Raw genomic sequence first — 14,530 nt, 5'->3', positions numbered from 1 at the left:
GGTAATGCACCCTTATGTTTTTATCAAATTTGAATTAACTTAAACCAGCTCAAGTTAACAAAGTGTTAATGATGCTAAGAACCCATCCCAAAAGGGATTGTCAGGTAATAAATGATGGAAATTGCTGAGAGCAAAGTATGGCGGGCAACAAGTGGCAGATCAGCGATGAACTCTGGGAGAAAATGGCCCGACTCACCTTGGAACACAAAATTCAGCCCCCACTGTGTACGCATCGCAAGCGCGTTGATAATCGTGCGGCATGAATGCCATTTTCTTTATGTTCAGAAAGATTGCCAGTGGAATGATTTGAATGCTACAGGAATATGCTCGTCAAGCTCAGCCCACCGCCTCTTCCAGGAGTGGCGGGATGCCGGAGTATTTGAACGCTTCTGACAGAATGGACTGCTTGCCTGTGAGCAGTTGGATGCTATTGACTGGTCGTGGCTGTCGATGGATGGCAGCATGACCAAATCACCGCTGTCTGGCTAAAAAAAACAGGCCGAAACCCCACGGACCGCGGGAAACAGGGAGGAAGAGCAGCCTGATGACGGATGCGTACGGGCTGCCACTCGCTGTGGTTGTCGACGACATAAAGCTGGTCGCAGATACTCCCGACGGCAACAGCCGACGCATGTGTAACGGCCCAATCTGTGTGCCCTATGGCCTTTACCAGGATGCCAGCCACAGTACGGTCTGGAATGACACTACCGAAGTACAGTCCCAAATCTCCACAACGGGCAGCGCTCAGTCTCTGGTAGTGTATGGCGCTATTCCCGTCCAGAACTGGCCCAAGCCAGGGGATTATCAGGATACAGTGGTAGTGACACTCAGTTACTAGGGAGACGGCGACCCGGTTGGCGGTCATAATATTACCGATGTTGTGCGTTGGTAAGCGCCCCGTCCTGAACGTGGCGTAAGGATTATTTTACAGGAGAGAGGTTCCAGGGCAGCAGGTCGTGTACCCGGTTTGAGGGCCAGTTGTTGATTTTGCCGATCACCTCACGCAACCAGTTCTCCGGCTCCACACCGTTCAGCCTGCAGGTGCCGAGCAGACTGTAGATGATCGCCGCAGCCTCTCCACCGTTGTCAGAGCCGAAGAACAGATAATTTTTTCGCCCCACGGCCACTGAGCGTAGCGCGTTTTCACCGATGTTATTGTCGATTTCCACCTGACCGTTGCGGCAGTATTCGTTCAGCCCATCCCACTGTTTCAGCAGGTACGCGAACGCCTTTGCCATCTCAGCGTGAACCGTAACGTTCCGGTGAACTCATATTTTCATAATTATTTCAGCAGGTAATATCAGCGCCATCTTTAACTGATGAAGGATGCTTGCTGATGAAACAGCGATGGTTCATTGAACAGAAAAAACAACATGTTGCCAGCTGGCGGGCCAGTGGTCTTACCCGCCAGCAATACTGTGAACTTCACGACATTCCCTTCACTTCCTTTCGTGAATGGCCCCAGGATGTCGCAAAGGCTGAACGACGTGCCAGCGAACCTGCGGTACTGCCTGTTCATATCACCGAAGCATCACCACCTGCTGGATCCTTTTCACCTGCAGTGAATGAACCCGTTACGCTCTTTCTGCCCGGTGGAATACGCATGTGCTGCCATCCTTCACAGCTGAACGATGTCTTCAGGGCGCTCAAATATGCTGATGCCTGAAAATGTCTTCCTCGCCGTGAAGCCCGTGGATATGCGACGTGGCATCGACACGCTGACGCAGTATGTCCAGGATGAGCTCAAATCGTCGTGGCACGAAGGCGCCGCCTTCGTCTTCACCAATAAAGCCCGTTCGCGCATCAAGGTGCTGCGCTGGGATAAACACGGCGTCTGGTTGTGCGTTCGCCGTCTGCATAAAGGCCACTTTCGCTGGCCCCGGGCAAATGAGGCCGCCTGGACCCTCACGCCCGATGAGTTCAGCTGGCTTGTCAGCGGTGTTGACTGGCAACAGGTAAAAGGCCACGACCTCACAAAATGGGTCTTCCGGGATACATCCGGAACCGCATCAAAAACCACCATAACCTTATGAAGAATAATGATTATCCATGCCGGGTGCGATATAATTACCCGCATGGATATCTCCCTTCTCTCCACCACAAACGATATTGAACAGCTTCGTACTCTGGCGCTTGCCATGGTGCAAAACGCCGTGTCTGAGAATGCTGAAAAAGAAGAAAAACTTCGCCAGCAGAATACCACTCTACAGCAACGTATCCTTCTGCTGGAAGAGGCGCTGAAGCTGGCACGCCAGCAGCGCTTCGGGAAAAAGAGCGAAACACTGGCCGGCATGCAGCGCTCCCTGTTCGAAGAGGATATGGATGCGGATATCGCGGCTGTTGAAGCGCAACTGGACACGCTGCTTCCTGCCGAAGAAAAAGCCGCTCCGGAACGTCCGGCGCGAAAACCGCTACCGGCCCATCTTCCGCGGGTCATAAAAACAATCGAACCGGCCTCAACCGAAAGCTGTCCTGACTGCCAGGGTGCGCTGCGCCACATCCGCGATGAAGTGAGCGAAAAGCTGGAATATATCCCGGCCCGCGTCGTGGTTAACCGGTACGTTCGCCCGCAGTATGGCTGCACCTGCTGCCAGCGGGTGGTCAGCGGTGATATGCCTGCGCACATTGTCCCGAAAGGTGTGGCAGAGCCGTCACTCATCGCCCAGCTGGTGATCAGCAAACACTGCGACCATATGCCCCTGTACCGCCAGCAGCCGGTTCTGGCCCGTTCAGATATCCATCTGCCCGTCAGCACGATGGCAGATATGGTCGGCCGTGCGGGGGCGGTGCTGACGCCACTGGCGGAATCACTGCACCGGATACTGCTGACTTGTGATGTGCTTCATGCCGATGAAACGCCTTTGCAAATCCTGGACACGAAAAAAGGCGGTAAAGCCCGTTCCGGCTATCTGTGGACTTACGTCAGCGGTGAAAAAAGTGGTCCGTCTGTCGTCTGCTTCGACAGTCAACCAGGGCGGAGCAGCAAGTACGCGGCGGAATACCTGAAAGGCTGGGCCGGAAACCTGGTAGTTGACGGGTATCCGGCGTATGAAACCCTGGTCGGGCAGAACAAAGGGCTCATGCTGACAGGTTGCCGGGCACATGCCCGCAGAAACTTCGCCGACCTTTATAAAGCTAACAAGGATCCGCGGGCGGCGATGGCGGTCCGGCAGATAGCCGGGCTATACCGGCTGGAAAAGAAGATCCGACACCGGCCAGTGGAAAAGATCCGCCAGTGGCGGCAGCGTTATGCGCGACCCGTGCTGGAAAAACTGTGGCAGTGGCTTGAGCAGCAGAAGGATGCGTGCCCGGAGAGCTCCGCGCTGGGTAAAGCAATCACGTATGCACTCAAACGACGGGTGACGCTCAGCCGCTTCCTGGAGGATGGCGCGTTGCCGCTGGACAACAATCGTTGTGAGAGGGCGATACGACCGGTGGTCATGGGACGTTCAAACTGGCTCTTCGCAGGTTCGGCTGCGGCGGGTGAGCGTGCAGCGAAAATAATGAGTCTGCTGGAAACTGCGAAGATGAACGGTCTTGATCCCCATGCCTGGCTGACGGATGTGCTGCAACGGCTACCGGGCTGGCCGGAAGAGGAGCTGGACGCGTTGCTGCCGCTGCCGGGGTTCGCCTTCGGGGGCGAAGGAGCCTGACAGGAAGCGCCCGATATCCGCACTAAGGACTTGCGCCCCTGACAACGTAAACAGCAACAACCCGCGTCCCACGTAGCTTTAGAGCCACAATACAACTGACTCAGTTCCTGCGCCACAATCGCGAAACAGCTGAACTCAGCACTTCACCACCTGACGAACGTTCCCCGGAGAAATCTGCGATCGGCTTCACAGGACCTGTCAATATGAGTTCACCGGAACGTTACGAAAAATCAGGCTGTGCAGGACAAGTATGGCCGAAATATTTGACAAAGGTCATAAGAGTTTTTTCTGCCAACCGCGACGGCTCTAATGGCCCGCTCTGCGGCATTATTGTGTGTGCCTTGCAAGGCACACATAATAATTTTGCTTATAGAACGCTCATATTCATCTTCGCTATAACGACAACGAAAGCTATATAAAACCTGTTTTTTGGTTTTGTTAGCCATGCCTCTGCTTTATACCAGCGGGTAAATTTAGCAAATGATAAATATATGATTATCTGAACCTGTGCTCACCCAGTAATTATCTTACCCTACGAATAATGTCACGATTCATTATCATATTAACCGACGACGGTGTTCTATACCGTCGCCTGAACGCAACGGCAGTGATGATGGCAATGCACCGCGGCCAGAACCCCGCCCAGTAACAGCAGGATAGCGGCACTTTCCAGCAGATCCGGGACACGCCTGAGATAAATAAAACCGTATAACAGCGCGAAAAGGGTTTCGAAAACCACCATTTGGCCCGTCAACGATACCGGAAGGCGCCGGGAACAGAGATTCCACGCCATATACCCCAGCCACGAAGAAAACACGGCCAGCACCACGTTCATCGCCCAAAAGATCGTTTGGACATCCTCCGGTAACGATAAATCAACACTGGAAAACCCACAAATACTGACGATGAGCCACAGCAATAGCGAGAGGCTTCCGGTACACAAGCCAATCAGCAGCGACCACTGGTTGTTGTTGCAAGGGAGCGTTTTCAGACTACGGGAGTTCTCGACTGCGTAACGGCTCCAGCACAGCAATGCGGCGAAGGCGCAAAGCATCCCCAGCATCGGCTGTTTCCCACCCGTTATTGGGTGTGCGGACGACAGTTGCGCATGCAGATTAATCAGCACCACTCCGGCGACGATCGCCGCCATTGGCAGCATTAATTGCCGGAATGGCGGCGCATGCTGGTCTCTGCGGCTAAGCAACGGAACCATCACCGGTATCAAGCCAATCACTAACGAGGTCGCAGCGATGCCAACCTGCTGTACGGCCGCCGCGACCAGCAGAAAATAAAGCACATTGCTCAGTAGTGAAAGACGGATCAGCGTCAGCAGATCGCGATGATGCCAGACGCGGGCAATGCTGCGCCATTGCGGAATAAGTAAAATTGCCGCCAGTACGCCGTAGGTTGCAAAACGTCCGCAGGTTAGCAGCAGCGGTGAGATCTCGGGTAACAACATCGGTGGCAGGAAAATGAATCCCCAGCATGCACCTGCCAGTGCGCCGCAAGCAATCCCCTGCTTCATGCTGACTCCTGCAACGCCGTTTCAGGCAATCTCGCCCCCGACTGGCGTTCACTCCACGACGACAAAAAATACTGCAGCCGCGGGCTTTTTGGCTGATGGAACAGTTGCGCTGGCGGTCCCTGCTCTTCAATGCAGCCATCGGCAAGAAACAGCACCCGATCGGAGACTTTAGCGGCAAACCCCATCTCATGGGTCACAATCATCATGGTCATACCATCATCGGCAAGATTGCGGATGACCTTTAGCACCTCCCCGACCAGCTCCGGATCAAGCGCTGAAGTCGGTTCATCGAACAGCATAATGGCGGGTTTCATGGTCAATGCCCGGGCGATGGCAACGCGCTGCTGCTGACCACCGGATAACATCGCGGGCCAGCTATCGGCTTTGTCTGCCAGACCAACCCGTGCCAGTTGCGTTTTCGCTTCGGCGTAGGCTGCTTCACGGGAGACCTTTTTAACCCGCCGCAACGGCGTGGCTACGTTATCGAGTACCGTCATATGCGGCCACAGATTAAACTGCTGAAAGACCATACAGACGTCGCGTAACGCCTGACGATTTTCCTTGTCGCTTAAACGCCGGCGTTTTTCGCCGCCGAGAGATTCATAGCCGACGCACTCGCCATTCACCACAATGCCGCCGGAGCTATAATCCTCCAAAAAGTTAATACAGCGTAACAGCGTAGATTTACCCGACCCTGAGCCGCCAATCACGCAAATGACTTCTCCGGGAGTAATGCTGACATCGATACCACGTAAAACATGGTTTTCGCCATAATGTTTATTGAGATTGTTAATCTCAATGGCGTAATCACGCATAGTATTAACCTCGGCTTAATTGAGAATAAGAATAATGGCGCTCCATTTTGTTACCCAAACGGGAGATACCGACCGCGATCCCCCAATAGACAATGGCCATTAAGACGTAGATTTCAACCATCGCATAGGTCTGGTTGGCAATGGTCATGGCGGTATTGGTAAGTTCACCGACCGTAATAATGGATAGCACCGACGACTCTTTTACCAGAATAACGCTCTGACCAATCAATGGCTGAATAATTCTCGCGAGCATTTGCGGCCAGACAATGAAAGTAAATATTTTCCATGGACTTAACCCCAGGTCTGCCGCCGCTTCAACTTGCCCGCCAGAGACAGCATTACGGCCCGCACGGAATATTTCCGCAAAATAAGCGGAACCATAACATCCCAGGCACAGTACCCCGACCTGTTGCGCCTCGAGATTAATACCAATATAGGGACCACCATAAAAGACTAAAAAGAGCTGCACCAGTAACGGCGTGCCGCGAAACACATTAATCCATGCATGATATATCACATTAAATAACGCCGGTTTTTGTCTTTCGAGAAGAAAAAAACACAGCCCGATCGCCAGCCCCAGCAGGATGCCGCCGAGACTCATTTTTAGGGTCATTAAAATACCGGCGGCAATGGCATCTTTATAGGTAAAAAGTATTTCAACATTCATTGTGCTAATACCCTTTGAGCCGAAGATGAGCGGTTTTTCTCTAACCTGGCGCCAACAATACTCAGCCCCCACGAGGTCAGAAAATAAAGGAGCCCGCATGCCGTATAAAACTCCAGCGGCCGATAGGTGGTTGAGGCCAGCGTTTGAGTAACTCTCATCAACTCATGGACCGCCACCACCGAGACCAATGCCGAATTTTTGATAATATCGATGGTTTCATTAATCAAAGCCGGCATCATGGTGCGCAACACCTGCGGCATCTGAATATAAAACAGCGTTTGCGCCGCTGAAAAACCAAAATCTCGTGCCGCCTCCAGTTGGCCTTTGGGCAACATTTTAAAGCCGGCCCGAAGAATCTCTCCTTGAAAGGCAGCGGTATTTAATGAGAGAGCCACAACCGCTGCCAGCCATGGTGAAAGGGTGATCCCTACGGCGGGCAAAGCATAAAATATTAATATCAACTGAACCAGTAGCGGTGTGCCACGATAAAAACTGACATAGGTTTTGCAAAAACAGTGCACGAGGCGTCTCGGAGAGTTTAGCCCCAGACAAATTAACCAACCGAGAATCAATCCTATGACAATCGCGCTCAGCGATACCGCCAGAGTACTGAGCACGCCGATTAATAGCTGAGGGAAATAGGGAAACACCACTGAAATATCAAACATATTGCCCTCCAGTATCCATCAAATTAATTTGCCGGGGTCGGCACTTGCTCAGGAACGGCCATAGAAAAACCCAGCCACTTCGTTTGTAGCTGCGCCAGTTTTCCCGATTTATTCAACTGCACAATGCCGTCGCTGATAAATTTGACCAGTGAGGCGCTATCCGCATCCTTTCTTCCGGCCCATGCATACCAGGTCGCCGGGCCAAACGGCGGGCGTACAATTTCAAACGTATCACCACGGGTCTTCACCAACGGCGCGAGGTTCGGCAACGATTGTACAACCGCATCAACACGGTGCGCCGCTAATGCCGCGTAGGCTTCGTTATAATCAATAAAGGCTTTTATTTCTTTAACGCCGTGACCGGTGGTGGGTTTAAGTACCGATGCTTCATATTCTTTTAGCACCGCAATTTGCGGCGCCCCGGCCTGGCTGGCGACAATCATGCCCTGGAGATCTTTGGCGCTATTAATGCGGCTATCCCCTTTGCGTTTCAGAATGGCCACGCTGGCGTCAGAAAAGGGAGCGGTAAAGGCGAATTTTGCTTCACGATCGCGGGTGATGGTTAAAGAAGTTGCCACAAAATCGAATCGCTTGCTTTCCAGACCGGGTAAAACCCCCTGAAATGGAATATCCAGCTGAACCACTTTCACCCCGGGTAATCCTTTCATCACTTCCGTGAGAATATCTTTTCCCAGACCGACTATTTTGCCATCTTCAAGCATTTCAAAAGGGGCATAGCGTGCTTCGGTGGCAATCACTATTTCTTTTTTTTGCTTAATATCATCCAGTAAATCAGCCTGGGCCGTAGATATCAATAATGGCGAAAGTTGTAAGACAGACATTGAAAGTAACAGCCACAGTTTATTTTTCATCAGAGTTTCTCCGCGAGTTTGAATGACGCTGATAATATTTATTCATTCGTTTAGCGGCGACAAACGGTGGTTTCTAACTGATAACTATTAGCACGGCTAATGATGCTTTTGGCATGAATAGTGCTTATTGCAGGTTATTTAGCAACAGGGAAACCGATGATGCAACGTAAACCAGGTTTGCCGTCCCTCGACGGTTTGCGCTACTTTGATGCCGCAGCGCGTAATCTCAGTTTTACCCGTGCCGCACAGGATCTTTTTCTTACTCAGAGTGCAGTAAGCCAGAAAATTCAATCGCTTGAGCAACAGCTTGGCTACCTGGTCTTTCACCGCACGCCCGCAGGGCTACGCTTAACTCCGCAGGGTGAACAGCTGTTTATCGGGGTGCGCCAGGCCTTTGCCATCCTCGAAACTACGTTGCACCAAACCGGTGAAGAAACCCTTGAGGGCACCATAAAGATTCGGGTTATGCCGTCCTTTGCCACCAAATGGCTGCTTCCCCGATTGCATCAGTTTTATGAGCAGTACCCTATCAGCCTGGAAATTGATGCCGATATGACGCCCGCCAATTTTAAATCTGACGCGGTCGATATCGCCATTACCCCTTTTTGGGTTGATGATAAAAATCTAATTCAACGGCATCTGTTCAACGATGTGATCTATCCCGTGATCAGCCCGGATTTGTTGAAAACCCGGCATCTACACAGTTACAGCGAACTCTGTGGTTTGCGCTTACTGCATGATTCCATGCCGCAAAATGCCTATAGCACCCATTGGCGCTCCTATTTTGCCCGCCTCGGGCTGTATGACCTGAATGTCGAGGCAGGAACCGGCTTTTCCCGCGCCGACCTCGTGCTCCAGGCCGCCTGCGCCGGCCAAGGAATCGCCTTAAGCCGTCACTCTTTGTGTGCGACGGAAGTGAGCAATGGCGCACTGATTCGCCCTTTTACCGATATCGTCGAAGACGGGCAGGTGTGGTTAACCAGCCCACGTAATAATGAGAAACGGCCACGCGTTCAGGCGTTGATTAACTGGCTGACAGAAGAAACCGCACATCATATTGCAGAGCGAACGCAAATTCTCGGCGAATATACGCTGCATAAGTCCGGCTAATGACGGCAAATTAATAATCTCCGTTTGTCGCAAGATATCGTTTTCCAGATGATGGCAACACGCCATTATCAACGACGGAGTTTATTATGAGCATGCCAGATATTATTGAATTAGCTAATGGACAAAAAGTTAAGGGAACCTTCAGCACCCATGAAATGCAGCGCCGACTATCGGGATTACGCGCCATCATGGAAGCAGACAGTATTGATGCAGTTATTTTAACCTCGATTCATAATATTAATTACTACGGCGACTTTTTATATTGTAGTTTTGGCCGCCAGTATGCCCTGGTGGTGACGCCGAGCCAGTCATTTTTAATTACCACCAATATTGACGGAGGTCAGGGATGGCGCCGTAGCTACGGTGCAAATATTGTTTACACAGACTGGCAGCGTGATAATTATTACCGGGCAGTGTGTAAAGTGGTTCCTGAAGATAGCCGGAGGATTGCCCTTGAAGGCGATCATGTGACAATCGAACAGCGCGCTAAATTTTGCCATTACTTATCCCAGGCAGAGTTTATGGATATTGCCCCGGCGACGATGCGGATGCGGATGATTAAGTCCGCAGAAGAGATTGCACTGATTAAAATTGGTGCTCAGGTCGCCGACCTCGGCGGCGCAGCATGCGTCGCAGCGATTGCCGAGGACGTTCCGGAGTATGAAGTTGCCCTGGCGGCCACCTCGGCGATGACCCGGGAAATAGCGAAACGCCTGCCACATATTGAATTACGCGATACCTGGACGTGGTTTCAGTCTGGCCTGAATACCGACGGCGCCCACCATCCGGTGACTACCCGTCGCCTGAAGCAAGGAGATATTTTATCGCTGAACTGTTTTCCGATGATTGCCGGCTACTATACCGCGCTGGAGCGAACACTGTTCCTCGGTCAGCCCAGCGATGAGCAATTGCGTCACTGGGAGATCAACTGCGAAGTACACCGCCGTGGTCAGGAACTTATCCGCCCAGGCGCCCGTTGTTGCGATATCGCCGCCTCGCTCAATGAGATTTATCGCGAGCATGACCTGCTGCAGTATCGGACTTTTGGCTATGGCCACTCCTTCGGCGTACTGAGCCACTATTATGGCCGCGAAGCCGGTTTAGAATTACGCGAGGATATTGAAACTGTTTTAGCACCGGGAATGGTTGTCTCAATGGAGCCGATGATCATGCTGCCAGAGAGCATGCCGGGACACGGCGGTTATCGTGAACACGATATCTTGGTTGTCAACGAATCAGCCGCAGAGAACATCACCCATTTCCCCTATGGCCCAGAGCACAATATTATCGCCGTCAATCAATAAACATGTCGGTTAACACCTGCGCCGCCCGTAATAAGAACCACTAAGGGCGGCGGTTTCTCCACGCTGATGGTTAATCAATATTCACTAATCAACGTTCACAATGTGTTGTGACGGCAGGCGACTAGCGTCTGCATAATGACTCGCCTCGCCATTCAAAACGGTTCTGTCGCATTAAGCGCTAGCTCAGGTAATATACTGTTTTTTTTACATTATATTCCCATACCTTTAATCCGAAAAGCCTTCAAACGCCTGCATTATCCCGTCGGTATTATTGCTAAATGTGTACGCTGGTACCTAGCTTACTCACTCAGCCTGCGAAATCTGGAAGAGATAATGTCTGAGAGGGGGATTGTCGTTGACCATTCCATGCTTCATCGTTGGGTTATTTGTTTGGTGCCGTTACTGGAGAAAGCGTTTCGCCAGAATAAACGCCCCACAGGGTATCGTTGGCGAATGGATGAAACCTACATCTGGGTCAGAGGCCAGTGGAAATATTTGTACCGCGCAGTGGATACAGGGGTAAGTGAAAACGCTGGCCTGTTGCCACTGCCAGCATTCACCCGTCTCCGGTGAGATAACCGGCACTGTGGGCCCGCAGTAGTCGATAAAACATTTTTCACCGGCGAGATGTTGCTGGCGCATGGAGCGTTTCTGCGACTGGCACCAGGCCTGATATCTACGCCACAAACCTGAAAACAACCTTAATTGACTCGTTTTCGGGGTTATTTTTCATTATTTGAATTGTGTTTGCGATTGTTTTACCTAAAAACAAGCACTTAAGCCGAATATGAAAAAGCAGAATCAAACGTGTCAAATGTTCAGATACAGGCCTTTCAACCTGAAAGCGAATCACATAAAGGTGAACGGTCAGTTCATCCATGTTTAACCTGAATACGTCATTGATGCCAATATGAAAAATCAATTTTTACAATATGTTACGGGATGTCGGGTGAAGATGAAAGGCAATTTCCTTTCATCCGGGTTCCTCTATACAACTCGAATGCAATCATAAACCAGTTTGCGTAGCAGTTTTTTTAGCTAATATGTCGCTTTGTCCGTTCCTATTTGATGCGTCCTTTATCAGCTTGTAATCAAAAAAACAAGATCATTTTCATAAAGTTACCGAAAAGGCTCCAAGAGGAACTATCGGAATTAATGTTCCTTTTATTCCAACAGGAAAAGGTCTGAATATTTAGCAGCGATAAGCATCACATGAAAAGCGTCCATTTTCCTTTTAAATATGTAACTTTATGATTTTTATTAATTTATTTTATTGCACTCATAAATATTTAAAATCCTTTTAAAAACGATCAACCCCCTCTCACTTTAATGCAAAATTAAATCAAAATTTATCATTTTTTCGCATTTTTTTGAATCAGTGCAAAACCCCTTAATCCCCTTCAATGCCGCGCCACACAAGGGCTGTCGTTATTTTTTCTGGCAGTTCTGTTTGTGCAAGTGCGTATTCTGCTCTGATCGATCATGTTTTCGCGTGGAACGTCGATCAGCTATTCGTCCCCTGTATCAGCATAGTTGTCGCCTCAATTTTTTAGGAGATATTTATGCAAGGATACGAAACATCGGTTGATGCTAAAGAGAAAGGGCTGATATGGCTTTTGCCACCATACTGCTGGTCACATTGAAGATCAGCGCCTCAGTTGTATCAAAATGGACATAAGCCAGTTCCTTTTGGAAAATATTGTCTGGGCAATCGGCTTAATGATTAACTCAGACTCGGGGCGAGCGTCTCTGTGGCTGGTCAGGTTCTCAGGCAATACGCACGCTTTCTGGCATACCCGTCTTCGTCATTTTGCTCAACGCGTGCGCCATGACCAGAGCCTCTGCTACCTGGCCAGTCCTTCCGGCTGATCTGATTTTTCTGTGGGTCTGCCTGATAAGACCCGGGAAAGCTTCTGCATCTGTCACATTGTTCAGCGACAGGTCGACGGGGGGGGCGGATAATTTGATGCGTGTTCACATCAACGGTCAGATGCAGTTTTCGCCTGATACGACGGCGCTCTTTGCCGTGTTGTTTGACTTTCCACTCGCCCTCCCCGAAAACTTTCAGGCTGGTGGAGTGTGAACTGGTACAGTACGTATCAGATACATCACTCTGATTCGTCGGGGATACCATGCATCATATTGCTGTCACCCAGATGTTGTTCCCAGACATCATCGCATTTTATCGTACTGATTTCTTTCCCCTGTTTTAAAACAGTTATTTCCCCATCAGTATTTTTCCCATCATCGATATAGGAAACAGAGTAAGTATACTCGTTTTCTGGTATGTTCAATGTATGTATCGACACGCCCTCAGCCCTACTGTAATTCCAGGCCTGACTTAACTGGCTCACATTTTTTACCAAAGTGATTTCAGGAATCACCCCACCCCCTCCGTTAATATCCGATTTACCGAATAAATAAGTGACCTCATTATTATTCCTCAACACAGCCACTTCTTTAGTGGTTTTACCTTTTATGATACACCCGAACAGAACATCTGAATCTCCATAAGGTGATGCCATTACTGAACAGGAGGCGGTTATTACCCCCAGAGTGATTACATATTTCAGTTTCTTTAAAAATTTCATACAAACCTCCTCTAAAAATAAAAAAATATATATAAGAAGCACTTACCCCAAAGGTAAGTGCTTTGCCTCAAAAATGCCTATTCAATATATACAACAATCTTACCATCTGATTGTTCTGTCACGGTAATATCTTTAGTTGTCCCATCACTAATCTGAGCAAATCCATAGTGCCGTTTTCCTTCACTTTCAGTTAACGTTACGTTCTCACATTGCTGTGAGTACTGGCGTAGTTGCTTATGATAGATATCCGTTACCACCTCACATGCTGAGCGCTCCAGCATTGTTTTGCTACTGTTGAATGCAAAGTTCCCGATGCCATATACAACCCATATCCCAAGCCAGACCAGCAACAGCATTTTCCCCTGACCAACGGCTTTACAACGTTTAGCAATATAAACTGGCGAAAAAAGAATCCACCATTTTGAAAAACTTGCCTTACCATGTTTATCCAGTAGCTTCCAGTCCATATAGAACAAGATAATCAGGGCAATCATAACGAACAGATTAACCGTATAGTTGACAGCTAAACTAAACAAACATGCGGATAAAACGCCGATAAGAAACAATCCCGTTGCAATCCAGATATATTTTTCATGTAACGACGAGTTGTCTATGTTTAATAATTTACGGATACTCTCAGCGCTTACCAAATCAGACTTTTTACGATCGCCAACAATAAAAGAAATCAATTTATTATTATACAGTGACCTGGCTTCATCGTTTAACAAAATGGATTTCATTTCACGGATGAATTTTAAATCTGCATCATCACGCTCACTTACTTTTTGTATCGCATGGTTTAATTCATCAACGCTGGCATTCATATCCAGCTCAAGATATTCATAATAGTTTATCATGATAATTCCTTATCTTTACATAATAGCCGAAATATTACAGAGAACGTTAAACTGGTATACTTCAAGAGTATTGAACAGGAGGGGAGTATGGCGGTAGATATAAAATAATTATTAAAATACGTAATCATTTCCCTTATTGACATAACAAAAAAACAATCCCTATACAAACAAGTAACATGAATAAAAAACCAATGCCAAGATAGGCTTTAAAAAGCCTCTTAATTCTTTCTGGTTTCATTTTGACCTCACGACTACAGCAAAAAGAATAGCACCAAATATGGGGTCTATAAGCATACTGATAACAAACCATATGAAGAACGAACGGCCACTGGCCTGAGCCAATTTACCAATAACTATCGATGCTCCGATCCACAAAAGTAAAAGAATAAATGCCATCGTTGGCTCCTTGAAAAATAGCAATAAATGATTGAAGTGGTGGTTTAAAACCGTCACTTTGTCCGGTAAGCA

14 protein-coding genes and 4 pseudogenes are annotated in these 14,530 nt (G+C 49.0%); 8 read left to right on the top strand and 10 right to left on the bottom strand.

From position 1 onward, the window contains the following. Positions 1–137: 137 nt before the first annotated feature. Both HV037_RS04960 and HV037_RS24500 read left to right on the top strand, forming a co-directional pair. Positions 138–616, top strand: a pseudogene (locus HV037_RS04960) (transposase); the annotation flags it as partial. 15 nt (positions 617–631) lie between these two features. Continuing rightward, positions 632–838, top strand: coding sequence for a spore coat protein U domain-containing protein (locus HV037_RS24500; RefSeq protein ID WP_233901304.1), 207 nt, complete (start codon positions 632–634; stop codon positions 836–838). Between the two features lie 82 nt (positions 839–920). Here HV037_RS24500 and HV037_RS04955 read toward each other — a convergent pair. Then, a pseudogene (locus tag HV037_RS04955) lies at positions 921–1,256 on the bottom strand (transposase); the annotation flags it as partial. 77 nt (positions 1,257–1,333) lie between these two features. On the opposite strand from HV037_RS04955, the gene HV037_RS04950 reads away from it, so the two are divergent. From HV037_RS04950 to HV037_RS04940, 3 genes are read left to right on the top strand one after another with little or no spacing between them, the layout of a single operon-like run. After that, on the top strand, positions 1,334–1,666 hold the full coding sequence (locus tag HV037_RS04950) for a hypothetical protein (RefSeq protein WP_071886350.1): 333 nt from the start codon (positions 1,334–1,336) through the stop codon (positions 1,664–1,666). After that, positions 1,653–2,033, top strand: a complete 381-nt coding sequence (tnpB, locus tag HV037_RS04945) for an IS66 family insertion sequence element accessory protein TnpB (protein WP_014837255.1) — start codon at positions 1,653–1,655, stop codon at positions 2,031–2,033. The genes HV037_RS04950 and tnpB overlap by 14 nt, the downstream gene beginning before the upstream one ends. A 6-nt stretch (positions 2,034–2,039) precedes the next feature. Beyond that, complete coding sequence (locus tag HV037_RS04940; protein ID WP_014837254.1) at positions 2,040–3,653, top strand: IS66 family transposase; 1,614 nt, start codon at positions 2,040–2,042, stop codon at positions 3,651–3,653. 580 nt (positions 3,654–4,233) lie between these two features. Here HV037_RS04940 and HV037_RS04930 read toward each other — a convergent pair. The 5 genes from HV037_RS04930 to HV037_RS04910 are packed head-to-tail and all read right to left on the bottom strand — an operon-like array spanning position 4,234 to position 8,200. Next, a complete protein-coding gene (locus HV037_RS04930; RefSeq protein WP_181500195.1) occupies positions 4,234–5,178 on the bottom strand; it encodes a DMT family transporter in 945 nt (314 codons plus the stop codon). Beyond that, positions 5,175–5,993 (bottom strand): amino acid ABC transporter ATP-binding protein, encoded by an 819-nt coding sequence (locus HV037_RS04925; RefSeq protein ID WP_014837252.1) that lies wholly within the window; start codon positions 5,991–5,993, stop codon positions 5,175–5,177. Before HV037_RS04925 ends, HV037_RS04930 begins: the two co-directional genes overlap by 4 nt. Before the next feature lie 4 nt (positions 5,994–5,997). Continuing rightward, positions 5,998–6,660 (bottom strand): amino acid ABC transporter permease, encoded by a 663-nt coding sequence (locus tag HV037_RS04920; RefSeq protein WP_074075383.1) that lies wholly within the window; start codon positions 6,658–6,660, stop codon positions 5,998–6,000. Continuing rightward, positions 6,657–7,328 carry an amino acid ABC transporter permease gene (locus tag HV037_RS04915; RefSeq protein WP_042933959.1) on the bottom strand — a complete coding sequence of 224 codons (672 nt, stop codon included), beginning with the start codon at positions 7,326–7,328 and terminating at the stop codon, positions 6,657–6,659. The genes HV037_RS04920 and HV037_RS04915 overlap by 4 nt, the downstream gene beginning before the upstream one ends. Positions 7,329–7,351: 23 nt before the next feature. Further along, positions 7,352–8,200: a transporter substrate-binding domain-containing protein gene (locus HV037_RS04910; RefSeq protein WP_074075384.1), complete on the bottom strand. Its 849-nt coding sequence runs from the start codon at positions 8,198–8,200 to the stop codon at positions 7,352–7,354. A 156-nt stretch (positions 8,201–8,356) separates the two neighbouring features. Here HV037_RS04910 and HV037_RS04905 point away from each other — a divergent pair, with 156 nt between their 5' ends. From HV037_RS04905 to HV037_RS04895, 3 genes and pseudogenes are all read left to right on the top strand, one after another. Next, a complete protein-coding gene (locus HV037_RS04905; protein WP_014837246.1) occupies positions 8,357–9,310 on the top strand; it encodes a LysR substrate-binding domain-containing protein in 954 nt (317 codons plus the stop codon). A gap of 86 nt (positions 9,311–9,396) precedes the next feature. Continuing rightward, entirely contained in the window at positions 9,397–10,614 is a 1,218-nt protein-coding gene (locus HV037_RS04900) for a M24 family metallopeptidase (protein ID WP_074075385.1), read from the top strand. Between the two features lie 219 nt (positions 10,615–10,833). Then, positions 10,834–11,130, top strand: a pseudogene (locus HV037_RS04895) (DDE-type integrase/transposase/recombinase); the annotation flags it as partial. Here the strand turns inward: HV037_RS04895 and HV037_RS04890 are convergent. The 4 genes and pseudogenes from HV037_RS04890 to HV037_RS04875 all read right to left on the bottom strand — a co-directional run bounded on the left by HV037_RS04890 (position 11,014) and on the right by HV037_RS04875 (position 14,062). After that, positions 11,014–11,256, bottom strand: coding sequence for a hypothetical protein (locus HV037_RS04890; protein WP_014837244.1), 243 nt, complete (start codon positions 11,254–11,256; stop codon positions 11,014–11,016). The pseudogene HV037_RS04895 and the gene HV037_RS04890 overlap by 117 nt on opposite strands. Before the next feature lie 1,125 nt (positions 11,257–12,381). Then, a pseudogene (locus HV037_RS04885) lies at positions 12,382–12,691 on the bottom strand (transposase); the annotation flags it as partial. 31 nt (positions 12,692–12,722) lie between these two features. Beyond that, positions 12,723–13,205: a hypothetical protein gene (locus tag HV037_RS04880; protein WP_049239073.1), complete on the bottom strand. Its 483-nt coding sequence runs from the start codon at positions 13,203–13,205 to the stop codon at positions 12,723–12,725. A 77-nt stretch (positions 13,206–13,282) separates the two neighbouring features. After that, positions 13,283–14,062 carry a hypothetical protein gene (locus tag HV037_RS04875; RefSeq protein WP_049239072.1) on the bottom strand — a complete coding sequence of 260 codons (780 nt, stop codon included), beginning with the start codon at positions 14,060–14,062 and terminating at the stop codon, positions 13,283–13,285. Positions 14,063–14,530 lie beyond the last annotated feature (468 nt).

This window comes from Citrobacter sp. RHBSTW-00017, from assembly GCF_013797615.1.
Taxonomy (GTDB): Bacteria; Pseudomonadota; Gammaproteobacteria; order Enterobacterales; family Enterobacteriaceae; genus Citrobacter; species Citrobacter braakii.
Note: the sequence above shows the minus strand (reverse complement) of the source record. Positions and strands in the feature narration are given on the sequence as shown.

What these genes read in the sequence shown, in the direction of transcription:
- HV037_RS04915 (WP_042933959.1), bottom strand. Translation starts at nt 7,328, where the DNA reads ATGTTTGATATTTCAGTGGTGTTTCCCTATTTCCCTCAGCTATTAATC.
- HV037_RS04920 (WP_074075383.1), bottom strand. Translation starts at nt 6,660, where the DNA reads ATGAATGTTGAAATACTTTTTACCTATAAAGATGCCATTGCCGCCGGT.
- tnpB (WP_014837255.1), top strand. Translation starts at nt 1,653, where the DNA reads ATGCTGATGCCTGAAAATGTCTTCCTCGCCGTGAAGCCCGTGGATATG.
- HV037_RS04890 (WP_014837244.1), bottom strand. Translation starts at nt 11,256, where the DNA reads ATGCGCCAGCAACATCTCGCCGGTGAAAAATGTTTTATCGACTACTGC.
- HV037_RS04880 (WP_049239073.1), bottom strand. Translation starts at nt 13,205, where the DNA reads ATGAAATTTTTAAAGAAACTGAAATATGTAATCACTCTGGGGGTAATA.
- HV037_RS24500 (WP_233901304.1), top strand. Translation starts at nt 632, where the DNA reads ATGTGTAACGGCCCAATCTGTGTGCCCTATGGCCTTTACCAGGATGCC.
- HV037_RS04910 (WP_074075384.1), bottom strand. Translation starts at nt 8,200, where the DNA reads ATGAAAAATAAACTGTGGCTGTTACTTTCAATGTCTGTCTTACAACTT.
- HV037_RS04875 (WP_049239072.1), bottom strand. Translation starts at nt 14,062, where the DNA reads ATGATAAACTATTATGAATATCTTGAGCTGGATATGAATGCCAGCGTT.
- HV037_RS04905 (WP_014837246.1), top strand. Translation starts at nt 8,357, where the DNA reads ATGATGCAACGTAAACCAGGTTTGCCGTCCCTCGACGGTTTGCGCTAC.
- HV037_RS04930 (WP_181500195.1), bottom strand. Translation starts at nt 5,178, where the DNA reads ATGAAGCAGGGGATTGCTTGCGGCGCACTGGCAGGTGCATGCTGGGGA.
- HV037_RS04900 (WP_074075385.1), top strand. Translation starts at nt 9,397, where the DNA reads ATGAGCATGCCAGATATTATTGAATTAGCTAATGGACAAAAAGTTAAG.
- HV037_RS04940 (WP_014837254.1), top strand. Translation starts at nt 2,040, where the DNA reads ATGATTATCCATGCCGGGTGCGATATAATTACCCGCATGGATATCTCC.
- HV037_RS04925 (WP_014837252.1), bottom strand. Translation starts at nt 5,993, where the DNA reads ATGCGTGATTACGCCATTGAGATTAACAATCTCAATAAACATTATGGC.